General features: G+C 64.4%; 13 protein-coding genes. 7 read left to right on the top strand and 6 right to left on the bottom strand.

From position 1 onward, the window contains the following. Nucleotides 1-174 precede the first annotated feature (174 nt). A complete protein-coding gene (locus ABD742_RS22885) occupies nt 175-393 on the bottom strand; it encodes a hypothetical protein (protein ID WP_234751614.1) in 219 nt (72 codons plus the stop codon). Between the two features lie 170 nt (nt 394-563). On the opposite strand from ABD742_RS22885, the gene ABD742_RS22880 reads away from it, so the two are divergent. The 3 genes from ABD742_RS22880 to ABD742_RS22870 all read left to right on the top strand — a co-directional run bounded on the left by ABD742_RS22880 (nt 564) and on the right by ABD742_RS22870 (nt 2,467). Next, on the top strand, nt 564-1,217 hold the full coding sequence (locus ABD742_RS22880) for a hypothetical protein (protein WP_234751613.1): 654 nt from the start codon (nt 564-566) through the stop codon (nt 1,215-1,217). A gap of 54 nt (nt 1,218-1,271) precedes the next feature. Continuing rightward, a complete protein-coding gene (locus ABD742_RS22875) occupies nt 1,272-1,706 on the top strand; it encodes an SRPBCC family protein (RefSeq protein ID WP_234751612.1) in 435 nt (144 codons plus the stop codon). A gap of 131 nt (nt 1,707-1,837) precedes the next feature. After that, entirely contained in the window at nt 1,838-2,467 is a 630-nt protein-coding gene (locus ABD742_RS22870; RefSeq protein WP_234751611.1) for a DUF502 domain-containing protein, read from the top strand. Between the two features lie 92 nt (nt 2,468-2,559). Here the strand turns inward: ABD742_RS22870 and ABD742_RS22865 are convergent, their stop codons facing one another. The 4 genes from ABD742_RS22865 to ABD742_RS22850 form a co-directional block, all read right to left on the bottom strand. Continuing rightward, nucleotides 2,560-6,333: a fibronectin type III domain-containing protein gene (locus ABD742_RS22865; protein ID WP_344789137.1), complete on the bottom strand. Its 3,774-nt coding sequence runs from the start codon at nt 6,331-6,333 to the stop codon at nt 2,560-2,562. Nucleotides 6,334-6,563: 230 nt separating this feature from the next. After that, nucleotides 6,564-7,946, bottom strand: coding sequence for an NAD(P)(+) transhydrogenase (Re/Si-specific) subunit beta (locus ABD742_RS22860; RefSeq protein ID WP_234752835.1), 1,383 nt, complete (start codon nt 7,944-7,946; stop codon nt 6,564-6,566). Then, nucleotides 7,943-8,299 (bottom strand): NAD(P) transhydrogenase subunit alpha part 2, encoded by a 357-nt coding sequence (locus tag ABD742_RS22855; RefSeq protein WP_234752837.1) that lies wholly within the window; start codon nt 8,297-8,299, stop codon nt 7,943-7,945. Before ABD742_RS22855 ends, ABD742_RS22860 begins: the two co-directional genes overlap by 4 nt. Then, nucleotides 8,299-9,489: a Re/Si-specific NAD(P)(+) transhydrogenase subunit alpha gene (locus tag ABD742_RS22850; protein WP_234752839.1), complete on the bottom strand. Its 1,191-nt coding sequence runs from the start codon at nt 9,487-9,489 to the stop codon at nt 8,299-8,301. The genes ABD742_RS22855 and ABD742_RS22850 overlap by 1 nt, the downstream gene beginning before the upstream one ends. Before the next feature lie 227 nt (nt 9,490-9,716). Between ABD742_RS22850 and ABD742_RS22845 the strand changes: the two genes are divergently transcribed. From ABD742_RS22845 to ABD742_RS22830, 4 genes are all read left to right on the top strand, one after another. Then, nucleotides 9,717-9,959 carry a helix-turn-helix transcriptional regulator gene (locus tag ABD742_RS22845; protein ID WP_234752841.1) on the top strand — a complete coding sequence of 81 codons (243 nt, stop codon included), beginning with the start codon at nt 9,717-9,719 and terminating at the stop codon, nt 9,957-9,959. Continuing rightward, a complete protein-coding gene (locus ABD742_RS22840) occupies nt 9,952-11,280 on the top strand; it encodes a type II toxin-antitoxin system HipA family toxin (RefSeq protein WP_234752842.1) in 1,329 nt (442 codons plus the stop codon). The genes ABD742_RS22845 and ABD742_RS22840 overlap by 8 nt, the downstream gene beginning before the upstream one ends. Nucleotides 11,281-11,493: 213 nt before the next feature. Then, entirely contained in the window at nt 11,494-15,135 is a 3,642-nt protein-coding gene (locus ABD742_RS22835) for an RCC1 domain-containing protein (RefSeq protein WP_344789133.1), read from the top strand. Between the two features lie 134 nt (nt 15,136-15,269). Continuing rightward, complete coding sequence (locus ABD742_RS22830) at nt 15,270-18,959, top strand: RCC1 domain-containing protein (RefSeq protein ID WP_234752846.1); 3,690 nt, start codon at nt 15,270-15,272, stop codon at nt 18,957-18,959. A 34-nt stretch (nt 18,960-18,993) separates the two neighbouring features. Here the strand turns inward: ABD742_RS22830 and ABD742_RS22825 are convergent, their stop codons facing one another. After that, a complete protein-coding gene (locus ABD742_RS22825; RefSeq protein WP_234752848.1) occupies nt 18,994-19,815 on the bottom strand; it encodes an IclR family transcriptional regulator domain-containing protein in 822 nt (273 codons plus the stop codon). Nucleotides 19,816-19,826 lie beyond the last annotated feature (11 nt).

The raw sequence follows: 19,826 nt of genomic DNA, 5'->3' as shown, positions 1-19,826 counted from the left end.
ATTGATCTCACGCCAAGGTCTTCATTGGCAAGGTAGTCGGCGGCGAGGACTGTCCGGACGGGCGATGATCGCCCAGTTGATCGGCCTGCCCAGCCCTGGGTTAATAACCTGCGTCGGCGTCGTGGCGCACGATTCCTTCGATCATGACAGGAACCTCGGACGAGGACCAGCTCTTCAGCTGCCTGACCAGACTGTCAGCGATCTCTGCCGTCCGCAGAAGTCCCAGGCGCTCCATTGGACCGAGCCGACTTCCAGGAGCATCACGGCGGCGGCCCCTATGCTTGCCACTCCGGCGACGAGGACTGCCGCAGTGGCAATCATGGTCACCAAACCTAGGACCACCATGACCACCAGCCGCGTACTTTCACCGGTAAACGCGGGAAGCGTGGCCACTGTTCTCCATGACTCAATCGTCCCACTGCGGTACGCGAACGCGGGCGCTAAATCTTCACTGTCCGCGTAAGGAAACCATTAAGGACCGACGACGGCCGCTCGGTTTGGTGGTCTGATGAAGATAGTCAATTCGGGCTTTGGGCTGTCCCTCCTTAGGAGCTGAATCCACCATGAAACGCACTCCCCTCAACCAAGGAGCGGCACACGCTTCCGAGCTTGCCGGCGCGGCTCCGGAAGACTACGTCGTTGTCGATGAGCTCGGTGATTTCACGTATTATCCGTCCAAAACAGCCATGCTCGAAGACCTTGAGTACGTTGACGAAGCAGCCAGCATTTTGGACCGGGCGGGCAACAACTTCCACTTGACGTTGGAGGGGGACCGGAAGCTGACCCTGGGGTCCTCGTTCGGCCGGGTCGAATTCACGTGGCTCCGCCAGACCTGGATCAACGATCGACGCCGCGAACCGAAAGCGCATCGATTGCTCCGTCTCTACCCCACAACGCTCGATGCCCTTCTGGCTGGAATATTTGAAACCCTGAGCCTGGAACTCGCCAGCAGCGCCACCAGTTCGCCATGGGTATTGGATGTAGCGGGAGAAGAGACCCATCCCGCGACGCTCCGGGACGTCGATGGCCTCCTCGCGCGGCTGGATCACCTTGAACGTGTCACCGTGCGCGATCCCTTCGGACACGAATACCGGCCAACCCGTCATGCAACACACCGCCTCCATGCCCCGGGCGCAGGGGCGATCTACTACGTGGAGATGGAACCCCACCCCGGAGAGGCCGAGCAGCATCCCAACGTATCTGACAATCTGCCGTGAATACCTTCAGGGTGGGTTACCGCCCGGTAGGCGCGTTCTGCGATAGTTGGGGACATGGTGAACGTCCAGACCGAAATACTGATCCAGCGGCCCCGCGAGATCGTGGCAAGTTATGCTTCCGACCCGGACAACGCGCCGGTCTGGTACGCGAACATACGATCTGCACAGTGGCAGACGCCGCGGCCCCTGGCGGTCGGATCCCGGGTTGCCTTCGCCGCGCGATTCCTGGGCCGGAATCTGGACTATGTCTACGAATTCACCGAGCTTGTCCCCCGCGAGAAACTCACCATGCGCACAAGCCAAGGTCCTTTCCCGATGCGGACTACCTACACCTGGTCCGATGAGGATGGCGCGACCCGCATGACCCTCCGCAACACAGGTGAACCCTCCGGGTTCTCCGCGCTTGCAGGCATCGTCATGGCGCCGATGATGCGCACGGCCATGCGCAAGGACCTGGAGAACCTCAAGAAGATCCTCGAAGCCAGCTAGAAACGACAATCCCAGGCTCTCCCCTCGGCTGCGAATCGCCGACGCAGTTATTCGCTGCAAACGCTGGCGAATTTCCGCTGGCGCGTGCAAGGATGTTCCGTACGCTTGCACCGGTCCACATTGGGGGAAACATGACCGAAAGCACCAACCTGCCGGAAAACACGCAGCCCGGCAGCAACGAATACGGCGCGTCGCAGCGTCCCCAGCCTGAGTTCGAAATGAACGCGCCGGATGCCTCCGGCGCGCAGATTCCCCCTTGGCATCCGGAAGCAAACCAGGCCCAGGCAACAGCATGGCCCCCCGCTCCCTCGATCCGAAGCCGCGAAAACGTGGGCCGAGGCGCCCTGTTCGCCCTGGCGGCCCTCCCGATCGCCGTCGTTCTGTGGCTCGTCATCTGGAGTTTTGGCTGGATGTCCTCGCTCGTCACCTTCGCCGCTGCGGCGATGGCGGCCCGTTTCTATGTGATGGGAGCTGGCGGGCTGAGCCGAAAAGGCGTGTGGGTGATAGCGGGTATCACAGCTGCCACTGCGCTTTTGTCTTTCGTAGCAGGAGTCTGGCTGGACGCTGCCAAATACATCAATAGCCAACCCTTGTCTTTGATCACCAGCTCCGAGCCGTGGGACCTGATGAACTACAACCTGGCGAACAACCCGAATTTCGTGAAGGGGTACATGGGCGACTTCCTCATGGCGCTGCTCTTCGGCGCCTTGGGTTGCTTCTTCACGCTTCGCCGCATGTTCGCCGCCACAAAGAACTCCTAACACTCACCGGGAAGCGGCGGCTGCGAACCAAGTTCGCAGCCGCCGCTCGCGTAAGGGCGCGGGCACGACGGAGACCACGTCGATCTGTGCTTTTAGCTGTTGGTGAGGGTGATGTCGTCGAGGTACATCCAGGTGTCGTCGGCGGGGGTGGAGCCGTCGAGGTGGACGTTGAACCAGAGGGTGATGGTCTGGCCTTTGTAGGCGGTGAGGTCGGCGGTGAGCTGGGTCCAGGTGCCGTTGTTGTTGCAGAGTTTGAAGAGGCTTCCCAGGGTGGTGCCGGTGGTGGTGCGGACTTGTGCTTCCATCCAGTCGTACGGGCAGGCATTGCCGGTGCAGGGGTCTTCCTGGCTGTGGGGCTGGTACCAGAAGGACAGCGTCGATGTCCCGGTGGCGGGGACGGTGATGGTCTGGGACAGGCTGCTGTCGCCGAGGGGTTCGGCCCCTGAGGCCAGGCCCAGGAGCGCGGAGCCGGTGCCGGTGTGGGCGATGGTGGAGGCCACGGGTGCCTTGACGCCGCCGGTGATCCAGGAGCTGAGCCCGGATTCGAAGCCGCCGTTGGTGATGGTCGAGGTGGTGGTTCCCGTGGGGGTGACCGGCGCCGAGGCCGTGGAGGCCGGTGAGGTGCCGATGGCGTTGGTGGCGGTGACGGTGAAGGTGTAGGCGGTGCCGTTGCTGAGTCCGGTGATGTTCGCGGTCGTGGCGGGCGGGTTCCCGGTGACGGTGACCGGGGCCAGGGTGGTGGCGCCGGCGTGCGGGGTGATGGCGTAGGAGGTGATCGGGGAGCCGCCGTTGGCCGGGGCGGTCCAGGACACGGTGGCGGAGGCGTTGCCCGCCGTCGCGGTGACCCCGGTGGGGGCGGCGGGTGCCGTCGCGGCCGCCGTGGGGGTGACCGGCGCCGAGGCCGCGGAGGCAACGGAAGTTCCCACAGCGTTGGTGGCGGTGACGGTGAAGGTGTAGGCGGTGCCGTTGGTCAGTCCGGTGATGTTCGCGGTCGTGGCGGGCGGGTTCCCGGTGACGGTGACCGGGGCCAGGGTGGTGGCGCCGGCGTGCGGGGTGACCGTGTAGGAGGTGATCGGGGAGCCGCCGTTGGCCGGGGCCGTCCAGGACACGGTCGCGGAGGCGTTCCCGGCCGTCGCGGTGACCCCGGTGGGGGCGGCGGGTGCCGTCGCGGCCGCGGTGGGGGTGACCGGTGCCGAGGCCGCGGAGGCCGGTGAGGTGCCGATGGCGTTGGTGGCGGTGACGGTGAAGGTGTAGGCGGTGCCGTTGCTCAGCCCGGTGATGTTCGCCGAGGTAGCGGGCGGGTTCCCGGTGACGGTGACCGGGGCCAGGGTCGTGGCGCCGGCGTGCGGGGTGATGGCGTAGGAGGTGATCGGGGAGCCGCCGTTATTCGGGGCGGTCCAGGACACGGTGGCGGAGGCGTTGCCGGCGGTCGCGGTGACCCCGGTGGGTGCGGCGGGTGCCGTGGGGGTTGTCTGGCTGTTGGTGAGGGTGACGTCGTCGAGGTACATCCAGGTGTCGTCCGCCGGGCTGGAACCGTCGAGGTGGACGTTGAACCAGAGCACGATGGCCTGCCCGTTGTAGGCGGAGAGGTTGGCGCTGAGCTGGGTCCAGGTGCCGTTGTTGTTGCAGAGTTTGAACAGGCTGGCCAGGACCGTGCCGCTGGTGGTGCGGACTTGTGCTTCCATCCAGTCGTAGCGGCAGGCGGTGCTGGTGCAGGTCTCGTCGGCGGTGTGGGGCTGGTACCAGAAGGACAGGGTGGAGGTCCCGGCGGCGGGCATGGTGATGGTCTGGGCCAGGCTGCTGTCCCCGAGGGGTTCGGCCCCGGATGCCAGGCCCAGGAGCGCGGAGCCGGTGCCGGTGTGCGCGGTGGTGGAGGCCACGGGGGCCTTGATCCCGCCGGTGGTCCAGGACGTGAGCCCGGATTCGAACCCGCCGTTGGTGACGCCGGGAACCGGCGCCGTGGGCGTGACCGGGGCCGACGCGGCGGACGGCGCAGACGTCCCCACAGCGTTGGTGGCCGTGACGGTGAAGGTGTAGGCCGTGCCGTTGCTCAGTCCGGTGACGGTCGCCGTCGTCGAGGGCGGATTTCCGGAGACCGTCACCGGAGCCAAAGCCGTGCCACCGGACGAAGGCGTCACGGCGTAGGAGGTGATCGGGGAACCGCCGTTGGCCGGAGCCGTCCAGGACACCACCGCGGACGCGTTGCCCGCCGTCGCGGTGACGCCCGTGGGAGTCCCCGGAACTGTTGGGGCCGTCGGGGTGACGGGAGGCGACGCGGCCGAAGCAACGGACGTTCCCACGGCGTTCGAGGCCGTCACTGTGAACGTGTAGGCCGTGCCGTTGCTCAGCCCGGTGACCGTCGCCGTCGTCGCAGGCGGATTACCGGACACCGTCACCGGGGCCAGGGCCGTGCCGCCGGTGGAAGGCGTCACGGCATACGAGGTGATCGGGGACCCGCCGTTGGCCGGAGCCGTCCACGACACCACCGCCGACGCGTTCCCCGCCGTCGCGGTCACCCCGGTCGGTGCCGCCGGCGCCGTCGCCGCGGCCTGGGTGACGTCGATCATCGAATAGTCGTCCGTGGTGATCGAACCGTTGGATTGGATGTTCAGTCCGTAACTGATACCCGAGGCGCCTGCCGGAAGAGCCGGCGTGGTCCAGGTTATCTGGGTCCAGTTGCTGCTCGCGTTGAACAGCGGGCTCGCCGTCCAGTAGATCCAATACCCCGTTCCCGTCCGGTAGTAAACCTCGAATTGGGTGATGACATTGGATTTATACCAGGCGCTGAGCTGATAGATATGGCCTGGAGTGCCCGTCGGTGAGCAGCCGCCAAGATCCAAGGCCGGCAGGAGCTTCGCGTCACCGCTGACGTAGCCGCTCATTGTCAGGAGTTCGGCGTTGTTGCCTGTGTGGCCCGGCGAGACCACTGAAAAGCTGGGGGTGTTGGTGCCGTATCCACCCGCGGCCCAGCACAGCGGAATCCCGCTGGTGAGCGTCTCCAGGCTCGGGTTCTGGATCATATTGGTGCCCTGTGGAGGCGGCGGCGGTACCGGCGGCCCGGAGACGAGGGGCTGGACGGCGCCACCGATTACCTGGTCAACCGTCTTCACGGCGACGCTGCCCGCCGTCTGTTGTTGCGCTAACCAGGAGGCGAATTGGCTGAACAGATCGGGGCTGATGGTGAGCGTCGGGTCGGTTCCCACCGCGATGTGGTGGAAGGTCAACTGAACCCAGCCACCGCCAGCCGCCTGGGCCCTGGTCACGGAGTCTTCAAGGTTGGACAGCGTCCACGTGCTGTCCACTTCCTCCGGCGCCGCGGTGTCATACGGGTTGGCGGGCGGGATGGTTTCGGCAGCCGGGAGTCCAGGATCGTCCTTGCTGTAAAGGTCCCCGAGCCCGCGTGCGCTGTTAAAACCGCAGTTCTTCACGATGGTCTGCACCGCAGGATCCGTGGAAGCAAAAGGATAGGCGAAGCTTGTGACTTTGAAGCCCATGTTTGCCAGGGCGACCCTTCCGTTGCACACCTGTCGCGTCACTTCATCCGAGGTCAAGGTGACCAGGTCGGGGTGGGTGACGGTGTGCCCGGCAATCTCGTTGCCGTCTGTGAAGAGCTGATGCAAGTTCGCAGACGTGAAATAGCTCGGCTGATCGACCCATCCGGAGGGGACGAAGAAGGTACCGTGCAAACCTAGGTTCTTCATCGTGGCTTCGGCGGTCATTTGATCGGCGTTCCCGTCATCGAAGGTCAGCGTGATGACGGTGTTTGCAGCCGCATGCGCCGGCACAGCAAAGCCACTGAGGAGTGCCAGGACCATTGCCGCGCACGCTCCAACTGCGGCCCAACGGACGCCGAAGCGCCGCGTCACCTTGTGCTCCTGCGTCGAGAGTCTAGGCACTCCACTCACCGTCCATTCGATGCCGGGGCAAACGTCAAGGATGGGAGCATTCCCACCCTAGGTCTTTGGCCGATGATAGGGCGTTGAATCCAGCCGCGTCTTGAGTGGGCTCACCCGGCTGGGCAGCAGCAGCTCGCCACGATCCTGAGTGTGCTCACCCGATTTGGCAGCATAGAGGCCCGCGAGCACCCCAGAGTTGGTTAACTAAGCTTGAGCGCCTTGACCGCACTCAACACTTTGGTGAGGGATTCCTTGGCATCGCCAAACAGCAGAGTGGTCTGCGGTTCGTACATGAGTTCGTTCTCGATTCCCGCGAATCCCGGCCGCATGGAGCGCTTCAGGAACACTACTTGGCGCGCGTCGGCCACTTCAAGGATCGGCATGCCGTAGATCGGCGAACCTGGGGTGGTTTTCGCGGCCGGATTGACGACGTCGTTCGCGCCGACAACGAGCGCGACGTCGGCTGTCCGGAATTCCGAGTTGATTTCGCCCATTTCCTTGAGGGACTCATAGGGCACATTGGCTTCGGCAAGCAGGACGTTCATGTGCCCGGGCATGCGGCCGGCCACCGGATGGATGGCGAAATCCACGTCGATGCCCCTCGCCTCCAGTGCAAGGGCCAGCTCCGCTGCCGTGTGCTGCCCTTGCGCTACCGCGAGCCCATAGCCAGGAACGATGATGACCCGTTGCGCGTAGCCAAGGAGCACGGCCACGTCTTCCGGGCTGGAGGAGCGGACGGGGCGGTCGCTCACCGCCGTCGACCCCGCCGTCGAGCCTCCCTTGAACGCGCCGAAGAGGATTCCCGCAACACTGCGGCCCATGGCCGTGGCCATGGCCCGGGTGAGGATGGTGCCCGAGGCGCCTACCAACGTGCCGGCCACCACCAAGAGCACGTTGCCAAGCACCAGGCCGGAGGCCGCCACGGCCAGGCCAGTAAAGGCATTCAGGAGCGAAATAACGATCGGCACGTCCGCGCCGCCTACCGGCAGCACCAGCAGCATGCCTGCCGCCAGCCCCAGCACCAAGAGCAGCAGCGCGAGCGCTAGGGAACCACTGAAGACGACGGCGACGGCGACACCCACCGCCGCGAGCAGCACCGCTCCCATGAGGGTCGGTAGGCCAGGGAACACCACCGGGCGGGTGGTCATGAGCTCCTGGAGCTTGGAGAACGTGATGCCGGAACCCGCGAACGACACCGCCCCCACCAGCAGCGTGAAGACGATGGCCACACGCACCCAGTGGTCCTCCGTGTGCGCGAGTTCCAGGAGTGCAACGAGCGCCGCGGCACCACCGCCCACGCCATTGAATAGCGCGACGAGCTGCGGCATCTGGGTCATCTTCACCTGGCGCGCTATCGGCGCGGCCACGCCCGAACCGACCACCATCGCGCCTAGGATCCATGGAACGTTGTCCATTTTGACGGACATAAAGACCGTGGCGACGGCGAGCGCCGCACCGAATGCGCCTACCAAGTTGCCTCGTCGGGCAGTACGTGGCGAATTGAGTCCCTTGAGCGCGAGGATGAAACACACGGCAGCCGCGAGGTAGAGGAGCGAAGTCCACACCGGATCGATGAGGCTCATCGCGTGCGCTCCTTGGACTCGGATGCGCTGCCCTCGGGCTTTATGGCCTCAGGTTTCGCGCCCGGGGGCACAAGGCGTTTACGGCCGCGGAACATCTCCAGCATGCGGTCGGTCACTACGAAACCGCCCACCAAATTGGCGGTGGCGAGGACCACGGCGAGCAAGGCGACCGCGAGGACCCAAGGGTCCGAGGCCTGCCCGGCGACGATGATCGCGCCCACGAGGATGATTCCGTGAATGGCGTTGGCCCCGGACATCAAGGGCGTGTGAAGCGTGCTTGAGACCTTGGAGACTACTTCGAAGCCCACGAAGATCGCCAAGACAGTGATGGTGAGCAGGGCGATGCCGTCCATCAGGAGACCCCCTCGTTGGCGGAGCTTACGGATTCCGCCGTCTCGGCGGAGAGCGCCGCAAGGGCGTCGGCCGTCGGACCGTGCCGCACCTCGCCGTCGTGCGTCAGGCACGCGCCCGCCACTACTTCATCGCCGAAGTCCGGGACGACGGCGCCATCACAAGTCATCAGGGCCAGCAGGTTCGCGACGTTCTTCGCGTAGAGGCGCGAGGCGTCCGCGGGCATGGCAGAGGCGACATCCTTCATCCCCACCAGGGTGACCGTGCCCTGGCCGTCCGCCGTCGGTATTTGAAGATCCAAGCCAGGCACCGAGCCTTCCACGTTGCCGCCGGACTCCGCGGCGAGGTCGACAATCACCGAGCCCGGGCGCATGTGCTGAACCATTTCGCGGCTCACCAGGAGAGGGGCCCGCCGTCCGGGGACCGCCGCCGTCGTGATGAGCACGTCTGCCTGGGCCACATGCGGGGCGAGCAGCTCACGCTGCAGGGCGCCGCGGTCGGCGCTGAGCTCGCGCGCATAGCCGCCGGACGATTCCGCCGTCTCCACGTCCAGCTTGATGAAGGTGCCGCCCATGGACGCGACCTCGTCCGCCGACGCCGGCCGGATGTCGTTGGCGGAGACGCGTGCACCCAGCCTCTTCGCAGTACCGATGGCCTGCAGGCCGGCCACACCCGCACCCAACACCAGCACGCGGGCCGGGGGAATGGTTCCGGCGGCCGTCATGTAGAGCGGGAAGAAGCGCGGGAGGCGCATTGCCGCCTCGAGCACGCAGCGGTATCCGGCCACGAGGGCCTGGGACGTGAGCGCGTCCATGGATTGTGCCCGGGAAATGCGCGGCACCAACTCAAGCGCGAAGGAGGTCACGCCCGCTTCGGCGAGCGCGCGGACGGTGGGAAGTTCCGACGACGGCGAGGCCAGGCCCACGGTGACAGCGCCCCGGCGCAGCACGGCCGCCGTCGCGGGTTCGAGGGGGCGGACGTGCGCGTAGACGTCCAATCGGGCAAGATCCAAGGCGGGGACGATGAGGGCTCCTGCCTGGCGGTAGTCCTCGTCGCTGTGGCCCGCGGCGGTTCCAGCTCCGCTTTCGATGACGACGTCCAGTCCCAGTCCGGCCAACTGCTTGACGGTCTCCGGCGTCGCGGCCACACGACGTTCACCCTCCAGGCGTTCCCGCGCTATGCCAAGTTTCACCCGCGCTCCCTTTCTGAAACCCCAGTGTCCCTCTGAACATCATTGTCCTGAGCCGTTGTTGGCTTGAGTCTAGGACGCGGAAGGCCTTGGCGGGAGTAGGGATGACGACCCCGGGCTCGATGTATGAATATCCAGACTCTGTGCAGTGTTGTTATATCCATACATCGGACAATGTTGTAATATTCATACAACGCACGGTGTCGCGATATTCATACAAGGGATTTTCAATGCCAAGCTTCGAAGCACGCAACCCCAAGAACCTCGGCGCAGCCATAAAGCACGCACGAACCGCACGTGGAATGACCCAAGAACAGCTCGCGGAAGATCTCGGGATCTCCCGCCTGTACCTGGTCAACCTTGAAAAGGGAACGTCGAACCTCTGGGCTACCAGAATGTTCCGAACACTGCGGCGGCTCGGTATCAAGGTAACCGTGAGCTTTGATTTGCCGGCGGGAGCTCCACATGGCTGAGCATCTCGATGTCTTCCTGCACGACGACCACATCGGCGTCATCACCCCCACCCGCAGGGACAGGCGGCAGGTGACCTTCGCAATCGAGCCCACATACGCCGGAGCGCCCAGCATGCTCACGGAAGGCTTCTCCCTGGTTCCTGGAACCAAAGCCGACACCCGGCACGCCTCCAATTTCTTCGGCGGATACGCGCCTGAGGGCAACCACCGAATTCGACTTGCCAGCACCGCGCGCATTGATGAGAGTGACCTGTTTGCTTTGCTGAAGCACTACGGCCTAACTATGGCTGGCGCGCTCTCGATCCGCACTGAAAAGCCAAGCGATCATGTGTCTGGCAAGTGTCGACCCCTAAGCACCCGCGAAGTCATCCGCAAGCTCGAGAAGGCCCAGCGAGACTTTGATCTCGGCAACGAACCAGACAGCGGCCGCTCCATGCTCCCCGGCTTCCAGCCGAAACTACTACTGGCACGATTTGGGGAGGACTGGGCCTACCCTGAAAATTTGGCTCATTCCACTCATATCCTCAAACCATCACCCTCCCACCGGCCCGCCATGATCTTCGACGAGTACTTCTCGCACAAGATCGCACGCCATATGGGCCTGACTGGCTTTCACAGCGAACTGATCACCTACAACCAGACGACGTTCCTCTCCATCGAACGGTACGACCGGGTTGTGGAAGGCAATAAGGTTCGCCCTATCCATCAGGAAGACGCTGCGCAAGCCCTTGGTTTGGACTGGACAGACTCGGCCGCAAAATTCCAGAATCCCCAGCAGCCACGCTCTCCATCCCGACCCACCGCACAGCGGATCGCCGAACTCCTCGGCTCATTTGGTGATGGCACCGATGTGGAGACCTGGCTGCGCCATCTGCTCTACAACGTGATCATCGGTAACCACGACGCACACGCAAAAAACGTGTCAATCCTCCACAAAACCAACGAGGAATCAACGATCGCCGACCTCTACGATGCAGTACCGATCCTCCATATCAACGACGACCCTTCGAGAGTCGGATCGAAAAAGATCGGCGATGAACTCTCCCTGGCAATTGGCGGCGAATTCAACCATCACAGGGTCACGCTGGACCACTTCCGCGCGGAGGTTGCAGGCTGGGGAGGTCTCAGCGGCCGTCGCGCGGATTCGATCATCGCCGATACTCTCTCCAGATTCGGGGCTGCACTCGAAGAGACTCCAAGCGTTCCCGGCGGCAGCCCTGCGCTCCGCGATCGGCTTGGGTACAACCTCGATCGAATCAGTTCAGGCCGCGCGATCGGAAAACCAAAGATGCCGCTCATTGCCTGGCCTAAAGGCAACTGAAACCGTTTCCACTCGAACGGCCGTAGCCGTGCCCGGCCATTCCCATCTTCGGGCTGCTCTAATAGGCTCGCATCCTGTTCGCACCAGGGCACATCGGCGACCACCATCCGGACCACGCCAAGCTGACGCGGTAATGCGGCCTATGTGGTAGTTTTCGCCAAGACCAGTTTTTGGCTTACCCGCACTGGGAGCCATGTTTTTTGGGGGGGAATCATGGTTGCTTTCAGCGTGCCATCTGTGCGTGGATACGCCCGCGTGGCCGCCGCCTTGGGTGTTTTGCTCGTCTTGTCGGGCGTCGCCGCGCCTGCGGCCGTGGGCTCGACAATCACGCCGGTCGCGGTGGCCGAAACTTATACGAAGCCAACTGCGCCAGGGGCCTTGGTCCCGGTCGCTCCATTCCGAGCTCTGGATACGCGTAACAGCGCCCCAGTTGGCCCTGACAAGACCGTGTCGTTTCAGGTCGGTGGCGTCAACGGAATACCGGCAGACGCCGCCGCCGTGGTCTTCAACCTCACCGTCAACGAACCGCAGTCCTTCGGGTTCATCACCGCTTACCCTTCCGGAACCACACGTCCTGATTCTTCCAACCTGAACTTCGCTGTCGGCCAGACGGTCCCGAATTCCGTCACAGTCCCCGTCGGGATGGATGGCAAGATCACCCTGTTCAATCGTTCCGCCGGCACCAGCCAGCTCATCGCCGACGTCTCCGGCTACTACCTCCCGGGTGCGCCCTCCTTGCCAGGTGCTTTTGTTCCGGTAGCCCCCTCGCGATTCCTGGATACCCGCGATTCATCCGCGGTGGGATCGGACCGGACAGTATCTTTCCAAGTCGGCGGCGTGAAGGGCATTCCTGCCACCGTCTCGTCGGTTACCTTCAACCTCACCGTGGCCAACCCCACCTCGTTCGGTTTCATCACTGCCTACGCGTCCGGAACAACCCGCCCTAATGCCTCCAACCTCAACTTCGCAAAAGACCAAACGGTTCCGAACTCCGTCACCGTCCCCGTTGGGACGGACGGCAAAGTCACCCTCTTCAACCGATCCGCCGGTACCGCCCAGCTCATCGCCGACGTCGCCGGCTACTACCTCCCAGGGACGCCGACCATTCCGGGTTCCCTTGTCCCGGTAGATCCTTCGCGTTTCCTCGACACCCGCGGCTCGTCCCCTATCGGCTCAGACGGGATCGTCTCCTTCCAAGTTGGCGGAGTGAACGGGATTCCGGCAAAGGTCGCGGCGGTAACCTTCAACCTCACGGTTGCTAATCCCACCTCCTTCGGATTCATCACTGCCTATGCCTCCGGGACCGCCCGCCCCAACTCCTCGAACGTGAACTTCGCCAGCGGCCAGACGGTTCCAAACTCCGTCACGGTCCCGGTCGGGATGGACGGCAAAGTCACCCTCTTCAACCGATCCGACGGGGCCACTCACCTGATCGCCGACGTCGCCGGCTACTATCTTCCAGGAGCATCCGCGAGTTCGGCTTTCACCTGGGGCGACAACCAATTCAGCCAGCTCGGGAACGGCACAACGCCGTACCAAGCCACGGCAGCTACCGCTAATGGCCTCAGAGGAGTCAAATCGCTAGTAAGCGGTGTCCGAACCAGCTACGCGTTGTTAACCGACGGGACCGTCCGCGCTTGGGGTTATGGCGGATACGGCGAGCTCGGCAACGGCACTAACGAGAACAGCAGCATTCCGGTCCAAATCCGAGGGCTCATCGGAGTCACTTCGATCGCGGCGGATTACTACACCGCCTATGCACTTCTGGCAGACGGGACTGTTCGCAGCTGGGGGCGTAACGCATCCGGCGAGCTCGGTAACGGAAACACCTTTGGAAGCAACACGCCCACCCAAGTCCAAGGCCTCACGGCGGTCGCTGCCATCATGACCGGCGGATCCACCGCCTACGCACTTCTTAAAGATGGGACCGTGCGGGCTTGGGGCGACAACTTCGGCGGCAAGTTAGGCAACGGCACCACCGCCAACAGCAGCACACCCGTCCAAGTCAGCGGACTCGTCGGGGTCAAGTCGATTACTACTAGTGACGTCAACGCTTACGCGCTCTTGGGAGACGGGACTGTTAGAGCCTGGGGTTTCAACGTGGTCGGCCAATTGGGCGACGGCACGACCGCTTTCAGAAGCACCCCCGTTCAGGTCACTGGCCTCATCGGTGTCGCATCGCTCGCCACCGACGGAGACACGACGCATGCGCTCCTGAAGGACGGGACTGTTCGCGCCTGGGGTACCAACTCACGCGGCCAACTCGGTAACGGCACCACTACCGACAGCAGCGCGCCGGTCCAGGTCCAAGGCCTCACCGGCGTTGCCTCCATAGCTGACGGTAAAACCGTAGCCTACGCACTGCTCACGGATGGAACAGTCCGCTCCTGGGGCAGCAACGTATACGGCGCGCTTGGCAACGCGACAACCACCGACAGCAGCATCCCCGTCCAAGTCACCGGTCTCACAGGCGTCACTGCCGTAACGGCCAGCTACGGAACCACTTACGCATTGCTGGCGGACCGAACCGTCCGAGCTTGGGGTTACAACGGATACGGCCAGCTCGGCAACGGCTCTAACGTGGACGGCAACACTCCCGTCCGAGTCCAAGGCCTCACAGGTGTGGCCTCGATCATGGCAAACGGACACTCGGTCTTTTCGCTGCAGACGGACGCAACCGCCCGCGCTTGGGGAGACAACTACGACCGTCAGCTCGGCGTCGGCGGTACGGTGCCGTTCAGCAGCGTGGCTGTAGGCGTTTCGGGTTTGACCGGGGTGTCCATGGTCGCGGGCCTGGGCACCAGGTATGCCGTTCTGGCTGACGGAACGGTTTGGACTTGGGGCGGAATTGGGATCGGCGGTGCCGGCGATGGCATCAGCGTCACACCCAGCAGCACCCCTGTCCAAGTCAGCGGCCTCACGGGGGTCGCGTCGATCACCGTCAACGGGACCACCACATACGCGCTGCTCAAGGACGGGACGGTGCGTGCCTGGGGTAACAACGATTGTGGCCAGCTCGGCGATGGCAGTAGGACCTTTTCCCAGGGCAGCCCGCCAACCCCGATCACAGGCCTCAACGGAGTCCGATCAATCACAGCAAGCAACGGCACCGCATACGCGCTGCTTGAGGACGGGACGGTGCGTGCGTGGGGTTACGGCCTCAGTGGCCAACTTGGCAACGGCGCCAACAACTACTGCGACGCGCCCGTCCAGGTCATGGGTCTCAGCGGCGTGAAATCAGTCATGGCGAGCAATCGCACGGCATATGCGCTGCTGAGCGATGGAACCATCCGTGCTTGGGGCTTCGGAGGGTATGGCCAGCTCGGCAACGGCACCAACAACGACAGCAACACCCCCGTCCAAGTCCAGGGCCTCACCGGAGTCACCTCCGTCACCACAAGCGGCTTCAGCGCCTATGCACTGTTGTCGGATGGGACCGTCCGCGCCTGGGGCATCGGTGGATATGGCGAGCTCGGCAACGGCACCAACAACGACAGCAACACCCCCGTCCAAGTCCAGGGCCTCACCGGAGTCACCTCGATCGCGGCCTGCGACACGAACGGCTACGCCCTGCTGAGGGACGGAACGGTCCGCGCCTGGGGATCCGGAGGATACGGTCAACTCGGCAACAGCACCAACAGCAGCAGCAACACCCCCGTCCAAGTCCGGGGCCTCACTGGAGTCACATCGATCGCGGTTGGCGGAGTCACGGTGTTCGCGCTCCTCGGTGACGGGACTGTCCGCACTTGGGGTGCCAGTTCGAAAGGATCCCTCGGCAATGGCACAAATTCCGACAGCAACACCATCACCCAAGTCAGCGGGCTCAGCGGTGTGAGCAAACTGTGGCTTTACTAAGGCAGTCCTTGAAGCCATACGGAGGTACCCAAGGATCCTTAACAGCCGCGAACTCCGCGCCGCAGCCGGAACCTGCTCTGCCCATGTGGTAATTTTCGCGAGGATCAATAGCGGCTTGCCCGTCATCGGGAGCCATGTCTTTCGAGGATTTCATGGTGTCTTTGCGTGCGCGGCTAAGGCGGGGTGCCACCGGCGTGGCTGCGGTATTGGGCGTCCTGCTTATGTTGTCCGGTCTTGCGGCTCCCGGCGCCGGGGCTGCCGGTACAGGCGGTTCCGCGACAGCACCGGTCGCTGTCGTGGGGACCTCGGCGAGGCCGACGGCGGCCGGCGCCTTCATTCCGATCTCACCCGCACGGCTCCTGGACACCCGCACCAGCACGCCCGTGGGCCCGGACGGGACCGTATCCTTCCAGGTCGGCGGGGTCAACGGGATCCCGGCCTCGGTTTCGACGGTGGTCTTCAATCTCACCGTCACCAGCCCGCAGTCCTTCGGATTCATCACCGCCTACGCCTCCGGAGCTACACGGCCGAACTCCTCCAACGTGAACTTCGCCGCCGGCCAGACAGTGCCGAACTCCGTGACAGTACCGGTCGGCGGCGACGGCAAAGTCACCCTCTTCAACCGCTCCTCCGGCAGCACCCAGCTGATCGCCGACGTCGCCGGCTACTACCTGGCTGGGACGCCGACCGTACCCGGCGCCTTCGTCCCGATAGCCCCCGCCAGGTTGCTGGACACCCGCGGCAGCACGCCCGCAGGCCCCGACGGGACGGTGTCTTTCCAGGTGGGAGGCGTGGGTGGGATTCCGGCTATGGTCTCCGCGGTGAGTTTCAACCTGACCGTGGCGAATCCGACGTCGTTCGGGTTCATCACGGCCTACGCCTCCGGAACCACGCGGCCGAACTCCTCAAACATCAACTTCGCGACAGACCAAACGGTTCCGAACTCCGTGACGGTTCCAGTCGGCGTCGACGGCAAAGTCATCCTCTTCAACCGCTCCTCCGGCAGCACCCAGCTGATCGCCGACGTCGCCGGCTATTTCCTCGCCGGGACCCCGAGCGCTCCCGGCGCTTTCGTCCCGGTGACTCCGGCGCGACTCCTGGATACGCGCAGCAGCGCGCCTGCGGGGCCGGACGGGACGGTGTCCTTCCGGGTGGGCGGCGTGGGCGGGATTCCCCCCAACGTCGCGGCCGCTGTTTTCAACCTCACCGTCACCGGCCCGCAATCGTTCGGATTCATCACCGCCTACGCTTCGGGGAGCATCCGGCCGAATGCGTCCAATGTGAACTTCGCGAGCGGCCAGACTGTTCCGAGCTCCGTCACCGTCCCCGTGGGGGCCGACGGCAAGGTCACCCTCTTCAACCGTTCCGACGGCGCCACCCAGCTGATCGCCGACGTCGCGGGCTACTACCTTCCCTCCGCGTCAAGCAGTTCAGCGGTCACCTGGGGCAATAACCAATCCAGCCAACTGGGCAACGGGACCACCCCTTACCTCGCCAGTCCTGCCGGCGTCGCCGGCCTCTCCGGAGTCAAGTCGTTCGCCGGCGATGGATCCACCAGTTACGCGCTGCTGGCCGACGGGACCGTCCGCGCCTGGGGCAGCAACCAATCCGGCCAGCTCGGCAACGGAACCACCAACGACAGCAGCACTCCCGTGCAAGTCCAAGGCCTCACCGGAGTCACATCGATCGCGATCAACGGACGCACGGCGTACGCACTCCTCGGTGACGGGACCGTGCGCGCTTGGGGCGAAAGTTCCAGCGGACAACTCGGGGGCGGGATCACCTTCAGCAGCACGCCCCTCCAGGTCCAAGGCCTCACCGGCGTCACCGCGGTCACGGCCACCTATTACGGTGCATACGCCTTGCTCAATGACGGAACTGTCCGTGCTTGGGGTTCCAACTTCGTGGGTCAACTCGGCAACGGCACCACAGGCAGCGGAAGCAGCACACCGGTCCAGGTCGTCGGCCTCACGGGGGTCGCCGCCGTCATAGCGAGCGACTTCAGCGCCTACGCCCTGTTGTCCGACGGAACCGTCCGCACGTGGGGCGACAATTCGAGCGGGCAGCTTGGCAGCGGAACCTCCGCCAACAGCAGCAACACCCCGGTTCAAGTCCAAGGCCTCAGCGGAGTCACCTCCATCGTGGCCAACAACTACAACGCATACGCGCTGGTGGCCGACCGGACCGTGCGTTCCTGGGGCGCCAACGGGAGCGGCCAGCTCGGAAACGGGACGACATCAGAGAGCTACACCCCGGTCCGTGTGCAGGGCATCAGCAACGTCTCGTCCATGGCGGCTGGCAAAGGCAGTGCCTACGCCGTGCTGGGCGACGGGACAGCCCGGGCGTGGGGCCTCAACCAGTCCGGCCAACTGGGCAACGGGACCACCACCAACAGCACCACTGCCGTACAGCTAAGCGGTCTCACGGCGGCCGCGTCCATCACTGCCGACAAAGGGGATTCCAACAATCCGGTGGCGTATGCCGTGCTGCGTGACGGGACGGTCCGCGCCTGGGGAGTCAACCCGACAGGACAACTCGGAAACGGCGCTACCGCTAACAGCAACGTCCCCACCCAAGTCACGGGTCTCACCGGTCTCGCGGGAGCAGCATCGATCTCGGCGGCACGAGGGACCGCGTTCGCAGTGCTGGCAGACGGAACCATCCGCGCATGGGGTGACAACTACAACCACCAACTCGGCGTTACCGGCACAACATCGTTCAGCAGCGTGCCGCTTGGCATAACTGGACTGTCCGGGGTCGTCATGGGAGCCCAAAGCCCCGGCACCAAGTACGCGGCGCTGATCAACGGAACAGTGTGGGCCTGGGGTGGAAACAGTTTTGGCCAGCTCGGGAACGGCACAACGACCGACAGCAGCGTGCCCGTCCAAGTCAGCGGACTCTCCGGAGTCGTATCCATCACTGCCAGCGGAGGCACTGCCTACGCCCTGCTGGGCAATGGAACGGTGTGGGCGTGGGGCGACAATTCCTCAGGCCAGCTCGGCAACGCAACCACCAGCAACAGCAGCATCCCCGTTCAGGTCCTCGGGGTCGCCAAGGCCAGCTCCATCACAGCCAATGGGGACTCCGCCTACGCGGTACTGAATGACGGGACCGTCCGCGCCTGGGGCAGCAACCAGTCCGGGCAACTCGGCAACGGCACCAATGCGGTCAGCAATACCCCGGTCCAGGTCAGCGGTCTCGCAGGCGTCTCCGCCATCACGGCCAGTTACGGCACGGCCTACGCACTCCTGACTGACGGGACAGTCCGTGCCTGGGGTTACAACGGCTATGGCCAGCTGGGCAACGGCACCAACGCCAACGGCAACACGCCGGTCCAGGTCCAAGGCCTCACCGGCGCCGTGTCCCTCACAGCCAACGGCGGCACCGCCTACGCGGTGGTGGGGAACGGGACAGTCTTCGCTTGGGGGTTCGGCGCGTACGGCGAGCTAGGCAACGGCACCGCCAACAGCAGCACGCCGGTCCAAGTCCAGGGTCTCACCGCAGTAACCAGCGTCACCGCGAGTGAAATCTCGGCGTACGCGGTTCTCAGCGATGGAACGGTCCGCGCCTGGGGTGCCAATTGGTATGGGCAGCTCGGGAACGGCACCGCCACCGACAGCCGCACCCCGGTCCAGGTCCAAGGTCTCACCGGCGTGAGCTCGATGGCGTGCAACCTCCACGACGCATTCGCTGTGCTCAATGACGGAACCGTCCGCGCCTGGGGAGACAACCTGCAGGGTCAACTCGGCAACAGCACCACGAGCAGCGGCAATATTCCGGTCCAGGTCCAAGGCCTCACCGGCGTGACGAGCTTGTGGCTCTAGACTCCGCCTCCGGGCGCCGAAACTTCTTGGCGGCTCAGTGCCTGGCAGCAATATCCGCCGAAATCAGCCCTGCAGTGTGCACGATTTCTTCCCGGATCGACTCGATATAGGCTCGCGGATCAGGCTGCGCGGCGACATTTTGAGCCTGGAGCGAGACGTTGACGGCGGCCACCACCTTGCCGGCAGCGTTGCGGACGGGCGCTGCAACGGACATAAGCCCGAGTTCAAGCTCCTGGTCCAAGACGCACCAGTCCTGCCTGCGCACCCGGTCCAGCTCGGCCACCAGCTCTTCGCGCGAGGTGATGGTCCGTGGCGTCAGGGCCTTGAACTCCACCGAAGACAGGTACTCGTCCAGTTTCTGCTGCGGCAGGCCGGCCAGGAGCACCCTACCCATGGACGTGGCGTAGGCGGGGAAGCGGGTGCCCACCGAGATGCCGACCGTCATGATCCGCCGTGTGGTCACGCGGGCCACGTAGAAGATGTCCGCGCCATCCAGCACTGCGGCCGACGTCGACTCCCCCAGTTTCAGGGAGAGCTCCTCAAGGTGCGGCTGCGCAAGCTGGGGCAAGGACAACGCCGACAAATACGAATAGCCAAGCTGCAGCACCATCGCCGTGAGCGCGAAGGTCTTACCGTCCGTGCGGACATACCCCAGCTCCACCAGGGTATGCAGGAACCGACGGGCCGTGGCACGCGTCAGGTTGGTGCGTGCCGCCACCTCGCTGAGCGTCATGACGGGGTTGGCCGCGTCGAAAGCACGGATCACGGACAATCCGCGTGCCAGCGATTGCACATACTGGTCACTCGCTTGGGGAGCACCTGCCTGCGGCACCCCGGCTACTGCTGCGTCGGTCATGGTTACCAATC

It is taken from the genome of Arthrobacter ramosus (assembly GCF_039535095.1).
In the GTDB taxonomy this organism is placed as follows: Bacteria; Actinomycetota; Actinomycetes; order Actinomycetales; family Micrococcaceae; genus Arthrobacter; species Arthrobacter ramosus.
The sequence above is the reverse complement of the archived record's forward strand: the minus strand, read 5'-3'. Positions and strand labels throughout refer to the sequence as shown.